Raw genomic sequence first — 22,065 nt, 5'->3', positions numbered from 1 at the left:
TTAGAATGACCGCTCAACTCATATGGAACAGGATTGATCCGAATGGAAGCGCGAGCCACTTTTTCCTCCAAGAATTTCAAACCAACTGACCTGACTCTCACGCCCGAAATTACAACAGGCTTACCAGTGTCGATCAGCTCCATGGAAAAGTCCTATACAGGAGCTATCGATGGTATTTCTTCAACAGCCTTTACTGCGGCGTTCGACCAAGCGTCAAGAAGGGGCAGCTACATCGCGATGGAGAGTTTCAAGGGTACGGTGAATGGGGTAGAGGGTTCCTTTAACTTCATTCATTCCGCCTCCACTACCGGAATTGATCGTGCAGATGAGTTTTTCTGCATAGTTGGAGGCAGTGGTACGGACGGTTTGAAAGGGATATCAGGGTCAGGAGGGATCACAATTGACACCGATGGAACGCACCATATTTGGTTGAATTACCACCTCGAATAATTTAACAAACCGTAAGGGGCACCGCCCCTGACGCACCAGGGAGGTGTCCTGGCTAGGTGCTTACCGTGGCTTTGCCGGACGCTTACCTTTGATCGACGGTAACAATCCACGCAAAGGTAATGTGTGACCACACAGGCTGCAGTTGCCCCGGGCACTGCGTGCAAGGGGATATATTTTCATGGTAAAAAGTTTTATTGACTAAAATATTATATGGGGTAATTATTTCTCTGCATCTGCTTCATGCAGAGTCATCTTCAGGGTTACCCCGATGAGTCATAAAGCCCAATTCTCCCTCGCGACTTCTTATGTCGAGGCCAATGAGTCTTCATTGGCCACTCGCGTGGCGCCGCTGCTGATGCAGGGGTTTCCCGCCGCGCCGGAACACCGGGTAACGTGGAACAACTGGATGCGCACGCCCTTCAATCAGTGGGGGTTCCGTCATCTGGCGCGACTGCGCCCCAGCATTGATGTGTCGGCGGGGCCAGGGCCTGTCGGTCAGCTTCAGGAGGCCCCGCGCGCGCTGGATCAGCTGTGTTTCGACAGTGAGAGTGGGCTGGGCATCCGTGTGATCGAGCACCTTGTCGCCAGCCAGACGGACGCCTTTTTGGTGATGCAGGGTGACACGGTGTTGTACGAGCGCTACTTCAACGGTCAGCGCGCCTGTGACCGGCACATCATGTTCTCGGTCACCAAGTCGCTGATCGGTACCTTGGGTGAACAGTTGGTGACGAGCGGCGTGCTCAAGCCCGAGCGGCCGGCCGCTTACTACGTGCCTGAACTGGCGGGCAGCGCATTTGGCGATGCGACGGTGCGCCAATTGTTCGATATGGCGGTGGGCATCGACTACAGCGAAGTGTATGACGACCCCAATTCAGAAAGCTCGCAGTACGGCTATGCCTGCGGCTTTCAACCCGCACCGGCGCAGTACGCGCAGTTCGAATCGTTGTACCAGTACTTGCCATCCCTCAAGAAACGCGGCAGCCACGGGGGCTTTTTCCATTATGTGACGGCCACCACCGAAGCCTTGGCGTGGGTCATGGAACGTGCCTCGGGCAAGGCCTGCAGTCAGATGCTGGAGGAGGTCTGGGGGCGCCTGGGATGCGAGCGCGACGGCTATTTTTTGGCCGATCCCTGGGGCCGTAACGTGGCCGGGGCGGGCTTCAGCGCCACCTTGAGAGACATGGCGCGTTTCGGTCGCTTGCTGGCCAACAACGGTCGTCACGACGGTGTTGAGTTGTTGTCGCCCGAGACTGTGGCCCGTATCACCGCCGGTGCGGACCCGGCCATCTACACGCAAAATGTTGAGTTCTCCCGCTGGACGCCCGGTGCGTCCTATCGAAGCCAGTGGTACGTGTTCAACGACCACAGCCAGGCCCTGATGGCCGGGGGTATTCACGGCCAGTACCTGTTCATCGACAAGCCGTCCGGCGTAGTGATCGTCAAGCAGTCTTCGCTTACCGATGCGGTCAGCCCATTTGATACTGACAGCGTGCGCATGCTGCGCGCGATCGCCGCCCACCTGAGCCACTGACCCACGCCAAACAATAAGAGTTTTGCGTTCTATTCACCTGGCTTGCCCAGGTGTTGGCGGCGCCCTGCGTCGCCATTGACTGCCCTGTAACAACAATAATTCCACAGGAGCTTCTTATGGTATTCACCAAGCGTTTCTCTCGAGCGCTGTTGGCGGTCGGCTTACCCTTGACCACCCACGTCGCATTCGCGGGCTACACCTTTGAGGACGGCGATCTCAAGGGCGAAGTCAATCTCACCGCAGGCGGGGCAACGTTGTTTACCCGTGGGGTCAACTTCGGCAGCGGCCGGGTCGATGCGCGCAACGGTAAAAACGGCGGCGCCCGGATCAACTGGCAAGAGGTTTACGTAAAACCGGGGGTCAAACTCGAGTACGCGCTGCAACCGGATTTTAGCCTGCTCGCGGGCGGTTCCCTGGTGGCGGCGAGCACCTTTGGCGATGGTGACGCGGGTGGCTTCAGCCGCAGTTCCGATGGCAAGGCCGCCGCCGAAGAACTCTATGGCGGTTTTCGCGCCGGCGAGTGGAAGCTCACCGCCGGCCGCCAGAACTACATGATCGGTACGGGGTTCATCGTCATGGATGGCAACCTCGACCAGTTCAAGGATGGCGCCTACTGGCTCGGCCCGCGAACCGCGTTCAGGGATTCGGCGATCCTCGCCTGGGAGCATGGCGCGCTGAAGTCTCAGGCTTTTACCTTGCGCACCGATGATGACTTGGGCGATTTCCGCATGACCGGCGTCAACCTGGATTACAACCTCGATGATCAGCTGACGCTCGGCGCCATGGCCATGAAGGTCAATGCCCTTGGCCCCAGAGGCAGTACGCTCCCGCGCCGCCGGGACGGGATGCAGGTGTACAACCTGCGGGCGCTCAACGCCAAGGTGCCCGGCGTACAGGCGCTGACGCTGAATGCCGAGTACGCGCTGGAGCGCGGCAGCGGCGAAGGTGTCGACTACGCTGCCAACGCCTGGTATGCCCAGGCCGACTATGCCTTCACTACGTTGCCTCTGACGCCGATTCTCGGCTACCGCTACGCGAGCTTTTCCGGTGATGACAACCTCACCGACAACCGGCAAAAAGCCTGGGACCCACTGAGCAAAGGCTTCGTCGACTGGGGCACGTGGCTGGTCGGGGACGTGGTCGGCAATTACCTGCTGTTCAACAGCAACGAAAATGTCCAGCAGTTCTCCCTCAAGACCCACCTCAACGAAACCCTGACCCTCGGCGCGATTCACTACCAGTTCTGGCTGGATGAGAAAAACTACCTGGGCGCACCGGTCAGCGATCGGCGCTTTGCCGACGAAAGTGTGGTTTTCCTCGACTGGACACCCACGCCGTCGTTCTACACGTCGCTGTCCTACAACTGGGTCAAGCCACTGGCCGCCGCCAAACAGGTGTTTGGCGATGACCAGACGTTCAGTGCGCTGGAACTGTATTTCACCTACCGCTATTAAGTGCTGCGAGCCATCGCGGCCGCGCTGGAGTGTTTTGATCATGAACAGATTTCTGCGTAATACCGTGCTGGGCACTGTCGCCTCGTTGCTCATCAGTGGTGTTTGCCTGGCTGAAGAACGAACCGTACGGATCTACAACTGGATCGAATACCTGCCACCCGAAGTGCTGAAGAGCTTCGAGGAAGAAACCGGCATTCGGCCTATTTATGATGTGTTCGACAGTGCCGAAACCATGGAGTCCAAACTGTTGACGGGCAACTCCGGGTACGACGTGGTGTTCCCCGGCACCGCTAACCTGGGGCACTTGATCACGGCCGGTGCCGTGCAACCGCTGGACCGCAAGCAGTTGCCCAACTGGCAGCACCTGGACCCGCAGTTCATGCAGTCCCTGGAAGCCGTGGGTGACACCGGCAACCGCTACGCCGCGCCTTACCTGTGGGGCACCACATTGATCGGCTACAACGTCGACAAGGTGCGCAAAGCCCTCGGCCCCGACGTGCAAATGAACAGCTGGGACATCATCTTCAAGGAAGAAAACCTCGCCAAGCTCGCCAGTTGTGGCGTGGGTTTCCTCGACGCCGGCAACGAGATCCTGCCGATTGCCTTGCACTACAAGGGCCTCGACCCCAATAGCCAGAAGCGTGAGGACTATGTGCAAGCCCAGGCGGTGATGATGAAGATTCGCCCTTACGTGACTTACTTCAACTCGTCGCGCTACGGCATGGACCTGGCCAACGGTGATATCTGTGTGGGCGTGGGCTGGTCCGGCGGCGTCGCACTGGCCATGCGCCTGGCAGATGCCGCCGGCAAGGGCGTCAAGGTCCAGATGGCACTGCCCAAGGAAGGCGCGCCGATGTGGTCGGACGTGATGATGATCCCGGCCAAGGCCCCTGATCTGGCGGAGGCCCATGCGTTCATCAATTACATCCTGCGCCCGGACGTGATTGCGCGCATCAGCAACAAGATCGGCTACCCCAACCCGAACAAGGACGCCACTGCGCTGGTGGACGCCAGCATCCGCAACGACCCGAACATGTATGTGCCGGACGAAGCGCGCAAGACCCTGTTCGCCCTGGAGCCGATCCCGGCTGCCGCGGAGCGCATCCGCACCCGCACCTGGACCGCCATCAAGAGCAACCGCTGATCAGTGTGGCCCGGTGCGTGCGCGCCGGGCTTGGAGCTTGCCATGACTGAACGGATGGACATTGCCCCCAACTTGCAGCGGGTGCTGACCCTTCGCGTCGCGATAGGGCCGGGCGTGATGCTGGGCGACAGCGTTGAAGGCCTGCGCTGCAATTACCCGATTGTGGGCGGGGATTTCGATGGGGTCGGCATCAGCGGCCAGGTCCTGGCGGGTGGAGAAGATTGCTTTCTTTTGCGCCCCGATGGCATCGGTCAACTGGATGCCCGCTACAGCGTAAGGACCGACGAAGGCGAGGTGATCAACATCCGTAACCGGGGTGTGCTGAGCATGACTGAGTACGGACGCCAACTGGAGCGCGACGGCCAATGGCCGATTCCTGAGACGGAGTACCGCTGCACCTGTACGCCGGTGTTCCAGGTGCCCAAGGGGCGGCTGGACTGGCTCACCCGTTCAAGTTTTATCGGCTTGGTGCATTACCCGTGCGCCGACCAGGTGGTGATTCGTTGCTATCGCTTTTACTGAGGCCCGACCCTGGAAGCTCTCAGGCCTGCATGCCGTAGAACAGCAACTCGGTGATACGCCTGACCTGCATCGAGTGTGCGTCGATATCCGGGTGTTCCTGGTTCACCAGCCTGAACAATTGCAGGTGCGAATAGTCGTTCAACAGGAACGCGGCCAATTCCACATCGAGTTGCGCGCGCAGCTTGCCGGCCCGTTGCAGTTCCCGCAGCAGTTCGCTGATTTCGGCCCTGAGCGCATCGTTCATGGCCCGGTAGCCTTCGGGCAGTCCATTGCTGCCGCCGAACAGGATCAGCGGCAGCAGTTCACGCCACAGGCTGGGGTGCATGACCTCCAGGGCATAGCCCGTGAGCAGGCGTTCCAGGTGGCAGAGCGCTTCGACCGGGTCGTCTATTTGGTGGATCAGGCTGCGGGTGTCGCTGATCGCGCGTTGATCGGCGTGATGCAGGATCTCCAGGATGATTTCCTGCTTGTTGCCGAAGTACTTGAACACCGTCGGCGGCGACACTCCGGCCTGGCTGGCGATCTGTTCGATGGTGGTGTTCTGGAAACCCTGGCGCTCAAACAGTTCGACCGCAGCTTCACTGATAGCTTGCCGGCGCTCGGCTTTCTGACGTTCACGCAGTCCACTCACAGGAGATCCTTGTCACGAATAATAAAGAGGGGCGCGTGTCGGCCCCATACCCCTGCAAAATACTTAATTGGGTAAAGCTTTTAAAGCACTAATTGCCATTCAAGGAGTTTGCCGCCGGTGCTTCTTCATACGGTAAGCAAATTGAGCACGGCTGAGCCCCACGAGCCTGGCGGCCGCGGCCAGGTTGCCGGCGCTTTGTTGCAATGCTTCAGTGATCAGGCGCGATTCAAGGCCTTCAATGGAAACCCCCTGGTCCAACGGGTCGAGGGTATCCAGCAGCGTCGAGCGAGGCGCCTGCGCGGTATTTGACAGGCTGCCTTGGTCGTCGAGGCCATAGGGCTCGGCGGGCAGCGGTTCGTTGCGAAACAGATGCACCAGGTCAATGGCCTGGCCTTCGTCGCTGGCGATCAGGCCGCGTTCGATGAGGTTTTGCAGCTCGCGCACATTGCCCGCGAAGTCGTAGCGCAGCAACGTCTTCAGGGCGCGCATGGTCAGGCCTGCCGGGGTCCGGGCGTAGTCCTGGCAGAAGCGCGTCAGGAACGCATTGATCAGTAGCGGGATGTCGTCCCGGCGTTCACGCAGCGGGGGCAGGGCGATGGGGTAAACGTTCAGCCGGTAGAACAGGTCTTCGCGAAAGCTCCCGTCTGCCACCGCTTTACGCAGGTCGATATTGGTGGCGGCCACCACGCGCACATCCACCTTGATCCCGCGCACCCCGCCGACCCGTTCGATTTCCCGTTCCTGCAAGGCTCGCAGCAACTTGCTTTGCCCGGGCAGGCTGAGGCTGGTGATTTCATCCAGGAACAGGGTGCCACCCTGGGCCCGTTCGAATCGCCCGGGGCGCGAGTGCGTAGCGCCGGTATAGGCGCCGCGTTCGACACCAAAGAGTTCGGCCTCCACCAGGTTATCCGGGATGGCGGCGCAATTGAGTGCCACAAACGGGCTGTCATGGCGACGACTGAGCTGGTGCAGCTGGCGCGCAAACATCTCTTTGCCCACACCGGACTCACCGCTGATCAGCACCGTCGCGGGCGTCAGTGCAACCCTTTGCAGCGCTTGCATCGCCGCGTTGAACGCGGCACTGGCGCCTACCAACGGTTGCGGCTGGCGGGTTCCGCCACTGCTGCCCACGGGGCCTGCGAGCGTGGGGGTGGCAGGGCCAGTGACGGCCTGGGACACATTCAGGTAGCGCAGGTCCTGTTCGACATCACCCCATTGCTCGGCCGTCTTGCCAATCACGCGGCAACGGCGATGGCCCATGCCACGGCATTCCACTTCGCGGAAAATCACCATTTGCCCGAAGAGGCCACTGACGAAGCCGATGGCGTAGCCGGTTTCGGTCCAGCACACCGGGTCCTGGCCGATGCCGTAGGCCCCCACATGTTCATCGGCTTCGCACGAGTGGTGCCAGAGAAATTCCCCTTCATAGAACCCCGAGTCGGCATCGAACTTGAAGTGCAGCGGTTCGACCTTGGTCATGCCTTCCAGGGTGTGCAGGTGTGTCCCGGCGCGAAATACCGCGGCGGCATCGGCCTGTGGCCAGCGCTCGCGGATCAAGCGCGCATCCCGTGCGCCGGAGGCATAACCGGTGCGGGTGAACAGGCCCCGGGCCTGGTCCAGTCCCAGGCGCTCGATGACCTCGGCGCGCAGGGCGCCGAACGACGAACTGTGCAGCAACAACATGCGTTGATCGTTGAGCCAGATGCGCCCGTCTTCAGGGGAAAAGAACAGGCAGTCGGCCAGTTCCGCAGTGGTGGGCGAGCTGCTGTCACTGAGTTGGCGACTGTCGCCTCGCGGAGGGTAGGGCGCGCTGGCCACCCGGTCGTCGGGCAGCGCGCTGTGGGGATTAGTCATTGTTATGCCCCTGCAAAGCGAGTGATCGATATGAGCAACTGCTCAGATAGTTATAAAACATAACCTTATCAATTGAACAAGTGGCTGAGCCCGGGTTTTTTGCGGGTCAACGCCCCAGGCGTGTGAGCGTTGCGCGGCAGGCCTCGACCCAGAGCCCTCGCCGGTTTATGTGCGCGCCGTTGCGTGCAAGCGGCACAGCCTTTGCTCAAGACTGGATGCGGCGTTTGCACCCTGTGCAGACGATGACAATTACAAGAACCGGAGTTGCCAATGCCAGTGTCTGAAACCACCCCCTTTCTACAGCGGGCCATCGCGTCCGAATGCCTGTTCAACGGCGACTGGATTCCCGTGTCGGGATCTGTGATTGACGTGATTGAACCCGCCACCGGCGAACCCCTGATGCGCTGCGCCATGGCCAACGCGGCCGACATCGCCATCGCCTGCCGCAGTGCGGCCCTGGCGCAGCCGGCCTGGGCTGCGTTGGGCCCACGGGAGCGCGCCGAGGTGTTTCGCAAGGCGGCGGACCTGGCCCAGCGGTCCTTCGCCGAGCTGGCGCTGTACGTCGCCCGGGAAACCGGGGGCGCGTTGTTCAAGGGCGAGCACGAAGTGCGTGAAGCGATTGTGCTGCTGCATCAGGCGGCGGGGCTGTTGTCCCAACCTCACGGGGTGGTGCTGCCCAGTGCAGCCGGCCGACTGTCCTATGCACGGCGCCAGCCCCACGGCGTGGTCGGGGTGATTTCACCGTTCAACTTTCCGCTGGTGCTGTCACTTCGCTCAGTGGCCCCGGCGCTGGCGGCAGGCAATGCAGTGGTGCTCAAGCCTGACCCGCAGACCCCGGTCAGCGGGGGTTTTCTCATTGCCCGGCTGTTTGAAGAGGCGGGCTTGCCCAAGGGCCTGCTGCAGGTGATGCCCGGCGCGGCGCCGGCGGGGGAAGCGCTGTGCCGCGATCCGAATGTGCGGATGATTGCGTTCACCGGTTCGACGGCGGCGGGGCGCAAAGTCGCTGAAGTGGCCGGGCGACACCTGAAAAAGGTTGCGCTGGAGCTGGGCGGGAAAAACCCGCTGATCATTCTTGAAGACGCCGACCTCGACCTGGCCGCGAGCAATGCAGCCTGGGGCGCCTGGCTGCATCAGGGGCAAATCTGCATGGCGACCGGGCTGATTCTCGTGCATCAATCCATCGCTGAAAGCCTCACCCGCAAGCTGGTGGACAAGGCCCGGACACTCACGGTGGGCAATGCCGCCGGGGGTGAAGCGGCGCTCGGCCCGTTGATCAACCAACGGCAATTGCTGCGCGTGCACGAGATCGTCAGTGACAGCCTGCAGGCCGGCGCACGGCTCGAGGCGGGCGGCGACTATGACCGGTTGTTCTACCAGCCCACCGTACTCAGTGGCGTACGTCCGGGCATGCGCGCCTTTGAGGAAGAGCTGTTCGGCCCGGTGGCCACGGTTGTCAGTTTTACCACCGACGAGGAAGCGATCGAACTGGCCAACCGCACGGAGTACGGCCTCTCGGCCGCCATCATCTCGCCGTCGGTTGGGCGCGCCATGGCCATCGGTGAGCGGCTGGACTGCGGCCTGCTGCACATCAACGACCAGACCGTGGCTGACGAATGCATCAACCCGTTCGGCGGGCGCGGTGCTTCCGGCAACGGCGGCAGCGTCGGCGGGCCGGCCGACTGGGACGAGTACAGCCAGTGGCAGTGGGTCACGCTGAAAAATACGCCGCCTGTCTATCCATTCTGAGCCATAGCCGTTCTGGGCGCTGGCTCATCGCTTTGTTACACCTGTGCCTATACAAAAATAAGAGGGCTTGAACATGAACCTGTACAACAAAACCCTGATTGTCACCGGCGTCGCTTCAGGCATTGGCGCCGAACTGGCGCGGCTCGCGCGTTTCCAGGGGGCCACGGTGATCGGCGTGGATCGCCATGAACCGCAACTGACCCTGGATGGTTTCTTCCAGGCTGACCTGGGTGACCCTGTCAGCATTGATGCGCTGGTGGCGCGCCTGCCCGCGCGGGTCCACGGGCTGTGCAACATCGCTGGTGTGCCCGGTACGGCGCCCGTGCACGCGGTGGCCACGGTCAATTACCTGGGGCTGCGGCACCTGACTCAATCGCTGCTGCCACGCATGCCGGCGGGCGGCAGCATCGTCAATGTCGCCTCGGTGCTTGGCGCGCAATGGCCGCAACGGCTGGAGCTGCACAAGGCGCTGGCCGCGATACCCAGCTTCGAGGCCGGGCAGCAGTGGCTGGCGGCCAATCCGGTGGAGCAGGGCAGCTGTTATCAATACTTCAAGGAGGCGCTGATCGTGTGGAGCTTCCAACAATCCCAGGGCTGGTTTCGCGATCACTCGGTGCGTATCAACTGCGTGGCGCCGGGGCCGGTGTTTACCCCGATTCTCGGCGATTTCGTCAGCATGCTCGGGCCGCAGCGGGTGGCCGAGGACAGCCAGCGCATGACCCGTCCAGCCCTGGCCGATGAGGTAGCGGCGGTGATTGCCTTCCTCTGCTCGGATGCTGCGCGCTGGGTCAACGGGGTCAATCTACCGGTGGATGGCGGTTTGGCCGCCACCTACGTGTAGGGCCTGCCACAGCAATAAATCCCGGTGCGGCCCCTCGTGCCGGGAGTCTTGAACAACAACAAAAATACAGGACATACAAGATGCTCAAGCCTATCTTGCGGACGGTTGCGGCCACGACATTTGTCGCACTGACATCGACTGCACATGCTTACGACCTGCCCGGACTCAACCTCGGCACCACCAGTTTCTACGACGGCTCGCCAGCGCCGGCCGGCCCCGGTTGGTACCTGGAGGAGTACCTGACCTACTCGCGGGCCAGCCGTTTCAATGATGCCCACGGCAACAAGCTGGCGCTGCCCAGGCAGGACCTGGAAGTGGTGGCGCCCACCACGCAGATCATCTACGTCGGCCAACCCCTGGCCAATGGCGCGATGCCCGGCTTCACCCTGATCAACACTTCCCTGGCCCGGGTGAATGTCGACGATGGGTTGAACAATGTGGCGCTGAGTTCCCGTGCTGGCTTCGGTGACCTGACGGTCGGTGCCTTCCTGCAACTGCCAACCCTGAATCGCGCCGATGGCAGCCCGCTGTTGACCCAGCGTGTCGAGGCTGATGTCTCGATCCCGGTGGGGGCCTATGACCGCCATCGCTCGATCAACCCCGGCAGCAACTTCTGGTCATTCAACCCGTATTACGCGGCGACGTACTGGTTCAGCCCGACATGGTCGGCGAGCGGGCGTTTCATGTACCTGTGGAATGGCAAGAATGATGATCCGCAGGCTGGCTTCGGGGATGTTTCCGATACCCAGGCCGGCCAGGCATTGCATGCCAACCTGACGCTGCAATATGCCTTGAGCCAGCAACTGAGCGTGGGGGTGAACGGCTATTGGTTGAAGCAGATCACCGACACCCAGGTCGATGGGCACGCCGTGAGCGGGCGCCGGGAAAAGGTCTGGGCCATTGGCCCAGGCCTGGTCTATGCGTTCAGCAAGGAGGAGGTGCTATCGGTAAACGCCTACTTTGAACAGCAGGCGCAGAACCGCACCGAGGGCAACAAACTGGTGCTCAACTGGCTGCATAAGTTCTAGTAGGCGCGGTACGCACCATCACGCTGATGATGGTCAGTGCGGCAATCACCACCCCGGGGGACGTCGCCAGCAGTACCCCCGCGGTGCCGGCGCCGGCAGCGAGGAGTTGCCCGGCCGCCAGCGGCCCGGCCACCGAACCCAGGCGGCCCACTGCCACGGCGGCCCCGACGCCGGTGGCACGCACCGAGGTGGGATACGAGGGCGGTGCCGAGGCGTACAGCACCAACTGCGCAGCCATCACGAACAAACCGGCGGCAAAGCCGGCAATAGCCATGGGCACGATGCCCACTGACAGCCCGACCCCGGCCAGGGCCGCCAGCAGCCCGGCGTACACAGACAGCACCACTTTGAGGGCATTACAGCGGTCCAGCAGCACGCCGCCGAGCAGCGACCCCAGGGCGCCGCCGATATTGAAGAGCATCTGCACCATGCCCGCCTGGGGTTTGCTGAAACCCTGTTCCAGCAACAGCGACGGCAGCCAGTTAAGCAGCATGTACATCACGGTCAGGGTGAAGAAGTAGCTGAGCCACAAGGCCAGCGTGGTACGTGCGCGACCGTCGCCGAACAGCGCCTGGCCGGTGGAGGGGCGGGCGCCGTGCGTGTTGTCGAACTGTTGGCGAAAGGCGCTGGATTCAGGCAGCAGCAGGATCATCAGCGGCACGGCCAGCAAGGGCGCCAGGCCGCCGATAATAAACGTGGTCTGCCAGTGCTCACTGGAAAACATCGCCACCACCGCGGCCAATGCTCCCCCCAGCGGCACCCCGCAGTACATCACGCTGATGGCCGTGCCACGGTTGCGTTCGCTCACCGCTTCGGCGCACAGCGCGATCAGGTTGGGCAACGCGGCGCCCAGCCCCAGGCCGGTGAGAAAGCGCACCAGCAACAAGCTTGAGTAGCTCTCGACAAATGCGGTGCTCAGTGAAAACAACCCGAACAGCAGCACGGCGCTGACCAGGATTTTCTTGCGCCCGATCCGGTCGGCAACCCAGCCCCCGAAGAACGCCCCCGGCAGCAGGCCGATGATGCCGACGCTGAACACCCAGCCGAGCATCTTCGGATCCAGGGCGAAGGTTTGACGTAACCCAGCGGCGGCGGTGCCGGCGGCTTGCAGATCGAACCCTTCGATCAGCGCAACGATAAAGCACAACGCAATAGTCAGCGTCGAACGACGCGATGGACTGTCCATGGCAAACCTCATTGTTGTTTTTGTTGTGGTGGCGAGCTTGAGTGGCTGCTAAGGATTAAGATAACAAATATAACTAAAAAATGAATCGTGGAATAAAATCAGTAAAAAAACGGAATAAAGTCATTAAATTCAATTGATTGAGATATTTGTTTGTTCATGGATAAAAAATAGATAGCTTTATTAATGTTCGATTATCGGTCAGTTACGGTTGACGAGTACCGTCGGCTGTTTCCATTCTTGGTTTGCGAGGCTCACAGGGCCGCGCGTGCGCCAACCCAATAACAACAACAAAAATGGACATCGAACATGCCAGAACTCCCTATGGAGGACGCCGTTGCAGCGGCGTCCGTCTCCTGTGTGTCGAACAACACTCCACGCCGGCTGATGGCATTGTTGGCCTTGAGCGTGCTGCCCGGTTCGCTGTGGGCTGCAGGCTTTATCGACGACAGCCACGGCACCCTGACCTTGCGCAATTACTACCTGGACCGCGACTACAAGGATGACGGTGCGAAGACCGCCGCACGGGAATGGGCCCAGGCGTTCATCCTCAACCTGGAATCGGGTTACACCCCTGGCCCGGTCGGCTTTGGCCTGGATGTACGCGGGTTGATGGGGGTCAAGCTCGACTCTTCGCCGGACCGCAGCGGTACCGAGTTGTTGCCGGTGTCGGCCAGCGACAAGCGCGCCGCCGACGACTACTCGCGCCTGGCCCCAACCGCCAAACTGCGGTTCGCCCAAACCACGGTCAAGGCCGGCGATGTGTCGATCTTCCTGCCGTTTGCCTTTGCCAGTCCGTCGCGGCTGCTGCCGCAAACGTTTCGCGGCACCACGTTGAGCTCCAAGGACATCGATGGCCTGACCCTCAACACAGGCTATATCGACCGCATCAACAAGCGCGACTCCACCGACTACCAGGCCATGACCATCGCCTCGCCCAACCGGCGCTTCAACGCCACCGCCACCACCTCGCACCTGGCTTATGTGGGCGGTGATTACCAGGTCAATAAAGACCTCAGCCTGCGGGTTTATCACTCGCAGATCGCGGACCTCTATCAGCAGGACACCTTGGCGCTGCTGCACAACTTGCCGGTGGGCGATGGTGTGCTCACCAGCGACCTGCGCAGTTTTTTCAGCCGTGAGGATGGCAGTGCCAAGGCGGGCAAGGTGGATAACCGCAACCTCTCGGCGTTGTTTGGCTACCGCCTGGGCGGCCATCGCGTCAGCCTTGGCTACATGCACTCAAGCGGGGAGACGGCCACGCCCTATATCTCGGGAACGGAGTTGATGGGCATGAGCGAACTGACCATGAGTTCGGACTTTCTCAACGCCAAGGAGCGCACCTGGCAAGCCATCTACGACTATGACTTCGCGGCATCGGGTGTGCCGGGGCTCAAGACTCGGCTGCGCTATGTGCGTGGCGACCACATCGAACTGGCCGCTTTGAACGCCGAGGATCGCAAGGAGCGCGAGTTCCAGATGGAACTGGGGTATGTGATTCAGAGCGGCCCGCTGAAGAACGTCGGGTTCATGGCGCGCAAGTCGATCTACCGCAATGACTTCCCGAGCGGCGCGGCCTTTCGCGATGAAAACCAGACCCGTTTCCTGGTGCTCTACACCGTGGCGCTCTGGTAGGCCGATCAGTCCTGGTAGACCTTCTTCAGCAAGCGCAGCAGCTCTTCACGTTCCTGGCCGTCGAGGGCGGCCGTGGCGTCGAGGTCACTCTGGGCGGCGATGTCCTTGAGTTCCTTGAGCAGGGTTTCGCCGGTCTTGCTGAGGAAGATCCCGTAGGAGCGCTTGTCCGGTTTGCAGCGTACCCGCACGGCCAGAGCGCGGCTTTCCAGCTTGTTCAGCAATGGCACCACCTGGGGCGGCTCGATGGCCAGGGCGCGAGCCAGGTCGGCCTGCATCAGCCCGGGGTGCTGCTCGATGATTGCCAGGGCCGAAAACTGCGCCGGGCGCAGGTCGTGGTCCGACAACCGGCCGATCAGGTTCTGGAACAGCTTGAGCTGGGCGCGGCGCATGGCGTAACCGATCAGATCGTCCAGGGCTGAATCCAGCGGCGGCCTTACCTCGTCGTTGTCGGGCAGGGCCTGGCTGGCGGTGGCGATGGTGGAAGGCTTGGCCATTGGCAGTGCAATCCTCAGAAGGTGCAGGTTAATAAGAGTATCTAGTTTGCCGGTGTTGGCGCGCTATGGCTATGCCGGGTTTTGAAAGCGCCTGCACCGCGCGGGTTTTAAGCAGGAAAAATATTGGTTATTCAGATTAATAGTTAATTGACATAACTATATTTGCGGTTTAATTTCGAATCATCTTCACACCCAGAACAAGAGCGTACCGCCATGAGCAATTACGAAGGCCGTTGGACCACAGTCAAGGTTGAGATCGAAGAAGGCATCGCCTGGGTCATTCTCAATCGTCCGGAAAAACGCAACGCCATGAGCCCGACCCTGAACCGGGAAATGATCGACGTCCTGGAAACCCTCGAACAGGACCCTGCCGCCGGCGTGCTGGTCCTCACCGGTGCGGGCGAAGCCTGGACTGCGGGCATGGACCTCAAGGAATACTTCCGCGAAGTGGATGCCGGCCCGGAAATCCTCCAGGAAAAAATCCGCCGCGAAGCCTCGCAATGGCAATGGAAACTGCTGCGCATGTACGCCAAACCGACCATCGCCATGGTCAATGGCTGGTGCTTCGGCGGTGGCTTCAGCCCGCTGGTGGCGTGCGACCTGGCGATCTGCGCCGACGAAGCGACCTTCGGCCTCTCGGAAATCAACTGGGGCATCCCGCCGGGCAACCTGGTGAGCAAGGCCATGGCCGACACCGTGGGCCATCGTCAATCGCTGTACTACATCATGACCGGCAAGACCTTTGGCGGGCAGAAAGCTGCGCAAATGGGCCTGGTCAACGAAAGCGTGCCCCTGGCTCAACTGCGCGAAGTGACCATCGAACTGGCGCGCAACCTGCTGGAGAAAAACCCGGTGGTGCTGCGTGCCGCCAAGCATGGCTTCAAGCGCTGCCGCGAACTGACCTGGGAGCAGAACGAGGATTACCTCTACGCCAAGCTCGATCAGTCGCGCCTGCTCGACACCGAAGGCGGTCGCGAGCAGGGCATGAAACAGTTCCTTGACGACAAGAGCATCAAGCCTGGCCTGCAGGCCTATAAACGCTGAAGGGCGCGGCCGCCTGGCCGCGCCGTTGTACCCTGCTTGAACGTATTCCCGATAAAGACAATAAAGAGGAATCACCATGCTGGACGTGCCCCTGTTGATCGGCGGCCAGTCGTGCCCCGCCCGTGACGGTCGAACCTTCGAACGTCGCAACCCGGTGACCGGTGAAGTGGTCTCGCGGGTGGCTGCGGCGACCCTGGAAGATGCCGACGCCGCGGTCGCCGCCGCCCACGCCGCGTTCCCCGCGTGGGCGGCGCTGGCGCCCAACGAACGCCGCACCCGCTTGCTCAACGCTGCCGAGCAATTGCAGGCGCGCAGCAGCGAATTCATCGCCGCCGCCGGCGAGACCGGCGCCATGGCGAACTGGTATGGCTTCAACGTGCGTCTGGCGGCCAATATGCTGCGCGAAGCGGCGTCGATGACCACCCAGATTACGGGGGAAGTGATCCCCTCCGATGTTCCCGGCAGTTTCGCCATGGCCTTGCGTCAACCGTGCGGTGTGGTGCTGGGCATCGCGCCGTGGAACGCTCCGGTGATCCTCGCCACGCGCGCCATCGCCATGCCGCTTGCCTGCGGAAACACCGTGGTGCTCAAGGCCTCGGAGCTGAGCCCGGCAGTGCACCGCCTGATCGGCCAGGTATTGCAGGACGCCGGCCTGGGCGATGGCGTGGTCAACGTCATCAGCAATGCCCCGGCGGATGCCGCCGCGATTGTCGAGCGGTTGATCGCCAACCCGGCCGTGCGGCGGGTCAACTTCACCGGCTCGACCCATGTCGGGCGGATTGTCGGCGAGCTCTCGGCGCGTCACCTCAAGCCGGCGTTGCTGGAACTGGGTGGCAAGGCGCCGTTGCTGGTGCTCGACGATGCCGATCTTGACGCGGCTGTGGCGGCGGCGGCCTTTGGCGCCTATTTCAACCAGGGCCAGATTTGCATGTCCACCGAACGCCTGATTGTCGATGCCAGGGTCGCCGATGCGTTCACCGCCAAGCTGGCGGCCAAGGTCGCGACCCTGCGTGCGGGTGACCCCGCTGCGGCGGATTCGGTACTCGGTTCCCTGGTGGACGCCAGCGCCGGCACACGCATCAAGGCCCTGATCGACGATGCCCTGGCCAAGGGCGCGCGGCTGGTGATAGGCGGCCAGCTCGAGGGCAGCATCTTGCAGCCGACCCTGATCGATGGCGTCACCGAACACATGCGCTTGTACCGCGAAGAGTCCTTTGGCCCGGTGGCCGTCCTGCTGCGCGGAGACGGTGATGAAGCCTTGTTGCGCCTGGCCAACGATTCCGAGTTCGGCCTGTCGGCGGCGATCTTCAGTCGCGACACCGGGCGCGCGCTGGCACTGGCGCAGCGGGTCGAGTCGGGTATTTGCCATATCAACGGCCCGACCGTGCATGACGAAGCGCAGATGCCGTTTGGTGGGGTCAAGTCCAGTGGGTACGGCAGCTTTGGTGGCAAGGCGTCCATTGAGCACTTCACGCAATTGCGCTGGGTGACCTTGCAGAACGGGCCACGGCATTACCCGATCTGAGCAGTTGCTGCGACATAACAATAACAAGGCGGCTGTGATCCGCCTTGCTGGAGGACATCCTTGTGAGTTCCGAATTCCGACCGCAACCCCAGCCCGCACCGCGATACCGCGAGGTCTCCATCGGCCACGCACCGGTGGCGGTCACTGAAGAACACGGCGTGTTGCACATGCGCTCCCTGGAGCCCCTGGCTGAGTTGCCGGCGCGCCTGCTCGATCGCCTGGTGCATTGGGCTCGGGTACGGCCCGAGCAGACGTTTATCGCGGCACGCCAGGCCGGTGGGGATTGGCGCCGTGTCAGCTACCGCGAGATGCTCGACAGCGTGCGCGCAATTGCCCAGGGCCTGCTCAGCTACGGGCTGTCGGCGCACAAGCCGCTGGCCTTGCTGTCCGGCAACGACATTGAGCATTTGCAGGTCGCCCTCGGCGCCATGTACGCCGGTATTCCGTACTGCCCGGTCTCGCCGGCGTACGCGTTGTTGTCCCAGGATTTCGCCAAGCTGCGGCATGTCTGTGACCTGCTGCAACCCGGGCTGGTGTTCGTCAGCGATGCGGCGGCCTACCAGCGTGCGATCGAGGCCGTATTGCCGGCCGAAACCCCGTTGATCTGCGTGCGCGGCCAAGTGCCCGGGCGCAGCCAGATAAGCTTCGCCAGCCTGTTGCACACGCCGGGGGGCGCTGAGGCCGAGCAGGCCTTCAATGCCACCGGTCCCGACAGCATTGCCAAGTTTCTCTTCACCTCGGGCTCGACCAAATTGCCCAAGGCCGTGATCACCACCCAGCGCATGCTCTGCGCCAACCAGCAGATGCTGCTGCAGACGTTTCCGGTGTTCGGTGAGGAACCTCCGGTGCTGGTGGACTGGCTGCCGTGGAATCACACCTTTGGCGGCAGCCACAACGTCGGCATTGTGCTCTACAACGGTGGCACCTTTTATCTGGACGACGGCAAGCCCACGGTCCAGGGTTTTGCCCAGACCTTGCGCAACCTCAAGGAAATTTCGCCCACGGCTTACCTGACGGTCCCCAAGGGCTGGGAAGAGCTGGTCAACGCCCTGGAACAGGACGCCGAGTTGCGCGAGCGTTTTTTTGCGCGGATGAAACTGTTCTTCTTCGCCGCCGCCGGCCTGTCCCAAAGTATCTGGGATCGCCTCGATCGCGTAGCCGAACAGCACTGCGGTGAGCGCATCCGCATGATGGCCGGGCTGGGCATGACCGAAGCCGCGCCGTCCTGCACCTTCACCACCGGGCCGTTGTCCATGGCCGGCTATATCGGTTTGCCCGCGCCGGGCTGCGAGGTGCGCCTGGTGCCGGTGGACGGCAAGTTCGAAGGGCGCTTTCGCGGGCCGCATATCATGCCGGGATACTGGCGGGCGCCCCAGCAAACCGCCGAAGTGTTCGACGAACAGGGGTTCTACTGTTCAGGGGACGCGATCAAGCTCGCCGACCCTCGGCAGCCGCAACTGGGCCTGATGTTCGATGGGCGAATTGCCGAGGATTTCAAGCTCTCTTCCGGGGTGTTTGTCAGCGTGGGTCCGTTGCGCAATCGCGCAGTGCTCGACGGCTCGCCCTATGTGCAGGACCTGGTGATTGCCGCGCCCGATCGCGAGTGCCTCGGAGCACTGGTGTTCCCCAGGCTCTACGAATGCCGTCGGCTGGCGGGCCTGGACGCCGCCGCCAGCGACGCCGACGTGCTGGCCAGCGTGCCGGTGCGCCAGTGGTTCGGCGACTGGTTGCAGCGCCTCAATCGCGAGGCCACTGGCAATGCCAGTCGCCTGGAATGGATTGCCCTGCTCGACGAGCCGGCGTCCATCGACCGTGGGGAAATCACCGACAAAGGTTCGATCAACCAGCGCGCCGTGCTGCAATGGCGCGCAGCCAAGGTCGAGGCGTTGTATCGCGGCGAAGAGTCGACGATCCTGCGCGCCGAGCCGAAACCTTGAACGGGCAGTATTCGGCATTTGCCGATGTGGCGATTTTCGAGGCCGTGCGCACCCCCTGGATTGACCTGGGTGGAGCACTGTCTCAGGTCTCACCCATCGACCTGGGGATCAAGGTCGGCCGTGAGGTCATGGCCCGGGCGGGTATTGAACCGCAGGCAGTGGACAGCGTCCTGGCCGGCTCCATGGCCCAGGCCAGTTTCGATGCCTACTTGCTGCCACGGCATATCGGCTTGTACAGCGGGGTGGCGCAAGCGGTCCCGGCACTGGGGGTGCAGCGCATCTGCGCCACCGGTTTCGAACTGTTGCGCCAGGCTGCCGGGCAACTGCGGGACGGCGTGCAACTGGCCTTGTGTGTGGCCAGTGAATCCATGTCGCGCAACCCCATCGCGGCTTACACCCACAGGGGCGGGTTTCGTCTTGGCGGCGAGGTCCAGTTCAAGGATTTTCTGTGGGAGGCCCTGTACGACCCGGCTCCGGGCCTGGACATGATCGCCACGGCCGACAACCTGGCGCGCCTTTATGGTCTGGGCCGCGAGGCGGTGGACCGCTACGCCTGCGCCAGCCACCAGCGAGCGTTGCAGGCGCAGCGTGACGGCGCTTGGGTTGACGAGGTGGTGGCGGTCGATAACCAGCTATTCGAGCTTGAGGGATACCAGCCCAGAGGCATCAGCCTGGCGCGTCGGACCGCTGCCGTCAGCGAGGACAGCCACCCTCGGCCCACCGACCTTGCGAGCTTGAAACGCTTGCGCGCCGTGCATCCCGGCGGCGTGCAAACCGCCGGCAACAGTTGTGCCGTGGTGGATGGCGCGGCGGCGGCGTTGGTGGGCCGCGCCTCGGCCTGCACGCGGCCGGCCCTGGCGCGGTTGCTGGCCAGCGCGGTGGTCGGCGTGGCCCCCGAGTTCATGGGCATCGGCCCGGCACCGGCGATTCGTCTGCTGCTGCAACGCAGCGGGTTGAATCTGGATGACATCGGCCGCTTCGAGATCAACGAAGCCCAGGCCGCCCAAGTGCTGGCGGTGGCCCATGAACTTGAGCTGGACAGCGCCCGCCTCAACGTCCAGGGCGGTTCGCTGGCACTCGGGCATCCACTGGCTGCCACTGGCCTGCGCCTGGTCATGTCCCTGGCCCGACAACTGCGTCAGCACAACCTGCGCTACGGGATTGCCGCGGCGTGTGTGGGCGGCGGGCAGGGCATGGCGCTGCTGATCGAGAACCCTGCTTTTCGCGCTTGAGTACGTGATTCTTTTTAGTCGATGAGGTGTCCCGATGTGGAGCTATGAGGCGCCCCTGCGCGATATGCAATTTGTCCTCGAACACTGGTTGCAGGCGCCCGACAGCTGGCGACGCAACCCGGCGTTCGAGGCCCTCGACCTGCCGCTGGCATTACAAGTATTGGAGGAGGCGGCACGCTTCAGCCAGGGCGTGCTGGCGCCGTTGAACAGCCACGGTGATCGCCAGGGCTGCCGCTGGCAGGCGGGCCAGGTCAGCACCCCGGACGGCTTCGTCGAGGCCTATCGTGCTTACGTCGAGGGTGGTTGGCCGGCGCTGGCGTGCGCCGAAGAGCAGGGCGGGCAGGGCCTGCCGCAACTGCTTGATGCGGCGCTGCAAGAAATGCTCTACGCCAGTAACCATGCCTGGGCCATGTACACCGGGATCGCCCACGGCGCCTACCTGTGTCTCAAGACTCACGCCGACCCTTGGCTGCAGGCACGCTACTTGCCGGAGATTGTCAGTGGCCAGGCGTTGCCCACCATGTGCCTGACTGAGTCCCAGGCTGGCAGCGATGTCGGTTTGCTGCGCTGTCGCGCTGAACCCCAGGCGGATGGCAGCTATCGCTTGAGCGGCAGCAAGCTGTTTATCTCCGGCGGTGAGCATGACCTCACGGCCAATATTCTGCACCTGGTGCTGGCGCGCCTGCCCGATGCGCCGCCGGGCAGTCGCGGCATTTCACTGTTCCTGGTACCCAAGCAGCTGGACGATGGCCGGGCCAATGGTGTGCATTGCGACGGTATCGAACACAAGATGGGCATCAAGGGCAGCGCCACCTGCTCCCTGGTATTCAACGCCGCCCAAGGCTGGCTGATCGGTGATGCCAATCAGGGCCTGGCGGCGATGTTCGTGATGATGAATTCGGCGCGCCTGCATGTCGGCCTGCAAGGTCTGGGGCATGTCGAGGCGGCTTGGCAAAATGCCCGGCAGTACGCTGCCGAGCGTGTGCAGATGCGTGCACCGTCAAGGCCCGAAGACGTGGCGGCCCAGGCCGCTGACCCGATCCGTTATCACCCGGCCATGCGCCGCGTGTTGCTGGAGCTGCGCACCACCAGCGAGGGCATGCGCGCCATCGGCTATTGGGCGGCGCACCTGCTGGATCAAGCCGAGCATGGCCAGGATTCGTCGGCCGCCCGGTTGGCGCCTTTGCTGACGCCCATCATCAAGGCGTTTTTCACCGAGCAGGGCTTTCGTCAGGCGAGCAATGCGCTGCAGGTATTCGGCGGTTACGGCTATGTCACCGAGTTCGCCATCGAGCAAACCCTGCGGGACAGCCGCATCGCGATGATCTACGAGGGCAGTAACGAGATCCAGGCCAATGACCTGTTGCTGCGCAAAGTGCTGGGGGATGAAGGTCGAGCCTTTGGCCTGCTGCTGGCCGAGTTGCGTGCCGAGGCCGGGCAGGGCGTGCAATATGTCGAGTGCGCAGGGTTCTCCCGCGCATTGGGCAGCCTGTGCGACGCGCTGGCCAGTGTGGTGAGCGCCGTGCATGAACGCGCGCAGGAAGACAGTGAATACCCCTATCGGGCCGCGCCGGATTTCCTCCAGCTCTGTGGCGTGGCGTTGCTGGCCTTTGCCTGGGCGCGGGCTGCGCGGGTCTCCAGGGCATTGCCCGAAGACGATCCATTGCGTGCCACCAAGCTGCAAAGCGCCGGGTTCTTTTTCGATTACCTGCCGTCGCGGCTGGCGCAACACCTGGGTGCCATAGAGGGGGCGCGCGCCGCGCTGGCGTTCGTCTGACGGGATCGGATGCTTGCGGTACTATGGCAGGCCACGT

At 62.5% G+C, this 22,065-nt stretch carries 18 protein-coding genes; 14 read left to right on the top strand and 4 right to left on the bottom strand.

The window, feature by feature from the left end; all coding sequences use genetic code 11:
- Positions 1-42 precede the first annotated feature (42 nt).
- The 5 genes from HX790_RS19795 to HX790_RS19775 all read left to right on the top strand — a co-directional run bounded on the left by HX790_RS19795 (position 43) and on the right by HX790_RS19775 (position 5,101).
- Complete coding sequence (locus HX790_RS19795) at positions 43-450, top strand: DUF3224 domain-containing protein (RefSeq protein WP_017139043.1); 408 nt, start codon at positions 43-45, stop codon at positions 448-450.
- A gap of 268 nt (positions 451-718) precedes the next feature.
- Positions 719-1,981 carry a serine hydrolase gene (locus tag HX790_RS19790; RefSeq protein WP_169987122.1) on the top strand — a complete coding sequence of 421 codons (1,263 nt, stop codon included), beginning with the start codon at positions 719-721 and terminating at the stop codon, positions 1,979-1,981.
- A gap of 116 nt (positions 1,982-2,097) precedes the next feature.
- Positions 2,098-3,435 (top strand): hypothetical protein, encoded by a 1,338-nt coding sequence (locus HX790_RS19785; protein ID WP_176991982.1) that lies wholly within the window; start codon positions 2,098-2,100, stop codon positions 3,433-3,435.
- Between the two features lie 40 nt (positions 3,436-3,475).
- Complete coding sequence (locus HX790_RS19780) at positions 3,476-4,579, top strand: polyamine ABC transporter substrate-binding protein (protein ID WP_176991981.1); 1,104 nt, start codon at positions 3,476-3,478, stop codon at positions 4,577-4,579.
- A 42-nt stretch (positions 4,580-4,621) separates the two neighbouring features.
- Entirely contained in the window at positions 4,622-5,101 is a 480-nt protein-coding gene (locus HX790_RS19775) for a DUF3237 domain-containing protein (protein WP_017139047.1), read from the top strand.
- Between the two features lie 19 nt (positions 5,102-5,120).
- Here HX790_RS19775 and HX790_RS19770 read toward each other — a convergent pair whose 3' ends face one another.
- Complete coding sequence (locus tag HX790_RS19770) at positions 5,121-5,732, bottom strand: TetR/AcrR family transcriptional regulator (RefSeq protein WP_176991980.1); 612 nt, start codon at positions 5,730-5,732, stop codon at positions 5,121-5,123.
- A gap of 99 nt (positions 5,733-5,831) precedes the next feature.
- Positions 5,832-7,586, bottom strand: a complete 1,755-nt coding sequence (locus HX790_RS19765; RefSeq protein ID WP_017139049.1) for a sigma-54-dependent Fis family transcriptional regulator — start codon at positions 7,584-7,586, stop codon at positions 5,832-5,834.
- 270 nt (positions 7,587-7,856) lie between these two features.
- On the opposite strand from HX790_RS19765, the gene HX790_RS19760 reads away from it, so the two are divergent.
- The 3 genes from HX790_RS19760 (at position 7,857) to HX790_RS19750 (ending at position 11,201) form a co-directional block, all read left to right on the top strand.
- Positions 7,857-9,332 (top strand): benzaldehyde dehydrogenase, encoded by a 1,476-nt coding sequence (locus tag HX790_RS19760; RefSeq protein WP_176991979.1) that lies wholly within the window; start codon positions 7,857-7,859, stop codon positions 9,330-9,332.
- A gap of 73 nt (positions 9,333-9,405) precedes the next feature.
- A complete protein-coding gene (locus HX790_RS19755) occupies positions 9,406-10,173 on the top strand; it encodes a coniferyl-alcohol dehydrogenase (RefSeq protein ID WP_099547703.1) in 768 nt (255 codons plus the stop codon).
- Positions 10,174-10,253: 80 nt separating this feature from the next.
- The gene (locus HX790_RS19750) at positions 10,254-11,201 is read left to right on the top strand and encodes a transporter (protein ID WP_176991978.1); all 948 of its coding nucleotides are present in this window, start codon (positions 10,254-10,256) and stop codon (positions 11,199-11,201) included.
- Here HX790_RS19750 and mhpT read toward each other — a convergent pair.
- A complete protein-coding gene (gene mhpT / locus HX790_RS19745) occupies positions 11,179-12,387 on the bottom strand; it encodes a 3-(3-hydroxy-phenyl)propionate transporter MhpT (protein ID WP_176991977.1) in 1,209 nt (402 codons plus the stop codon). The two genes, HX790_RS19750 and mhpT, sit on opposite strands and share 23 nt — an antisense overlap.
- Before the next feature lie 306 nt (positions 12,388-12,693).
- Between mhpT and HX790_RS19740 the strand changes: the two genes are divergently transcribed.
- Positions 12,694-14,019, top strand: a complete 1,326-nt coding sequence (locus tag HX790_RS19740) for an OprD family porin (RefSeq protein ID WP_176991976.1) — start codon at positions 12,694-12,696, stop codon at positions 14,017-14,019.
- Positions 14,020-14,024: 5 nt separating this feature from the next.
- Here the strand turns inward: HX790_RS19740 and HX790_RS19735 are convergent, their stop codons facing one another.
- Positions 14,025-14,513, bottom strand: coding sequence for a MarR family winged helix-turn-helix transcriptional regulator (locus HX790_RS19735; RefSeq protein WP_069552231.1), 489 nt, complete (start codon positions 14,511-14,513; stop codon positions 14,025-14,027).
- Between the two features lie 213 nt (positions 14,514-14,726).
- Here HX790_RS19735 and HX790_RS19730 point away from each other — a divergent pair, with 213 nt between their 5' ends.
- From HX790_RS19730 to HX790_RS19710, 5 genes are all read left to right on the top strand, one after another.
- The gene (locus HX790_RS19730) at positions 14,727-15,557 is read left to right on the top strand and encodes a p-hydroxycinnamoyl CoA hydratase/lyase (RefSeq protein ID WP_017139056.1); all 831 of its coding nucleotides are present in this window, start codon (positions 14,727-14,729) and stop codon (positions 15,555-15,557) included.
- 76 nt (positions 15,558-15,633) lie between these two features.
- Complete coding sequence (locus HX790_RS19725) at positions 15,634-17,082, top strand: aldehyde dehydrogenase (RefSeq protein WP_099547708.1); 1,449 nt, start codon at positions 15,634-15,636, stop codon at positions 17,080-17,082.
- A gap of 62 nt (positions 17,083-17,144) precedes the next feature.
- On the top strand, positions 17,145-19,019 hold the full coding sequence (locus HX790_RS19720) for a feruloyl-CoA synthase (RefSeq protein ID WP_176991975.1): 1,875 nt from the start codon (positions 17,145-17,147) through the stop codon (positions 19,017-19,019).
- Entirely contained in the window at positions 19,016-20,251 is a 1,236-nt protein-coding gene (locus tag HX790_RS19715) for a thiolase family protein (RefSeq protein WP_176991974.1), read from the top strand. Before HX790_RS19720 ends, HX790_RS19715 begins: the two co-directional genes overlap by 4 nt.
- 34 nt (positions 20,252-20,285) lie before the next feature.
- Complete coding sequence (locus HX790_RS19710; RefSeq protein ID WP_017134658.1) at positions 20,286-22,028, top strand: acyl-CoA dehydrogenase; 1,743 nt, start codon at positions 20,286-20,288, stop codon at positions 22,026-22,028.
- Positions 22,029-22,065 lie beyond the last annotated feature (37 nt).

Source organism: Pseudomonas sp. IPO3747 (assembly GCF_013385245.1).
In the GTDB taxonomy this organism is placed as follows: Bacteria; Pseudomonadota; Gammaproteobacteria; order Pseudomonadales; family Pseudomonadaceae; genus Aquipseudomonas; species Aquipseudomonas edaphica.
The sequence above is the reverse complement of the archived record's forward strand: the minus strand, read 5'-3'. Positions and strand labels throughout refer to the sequence as shown.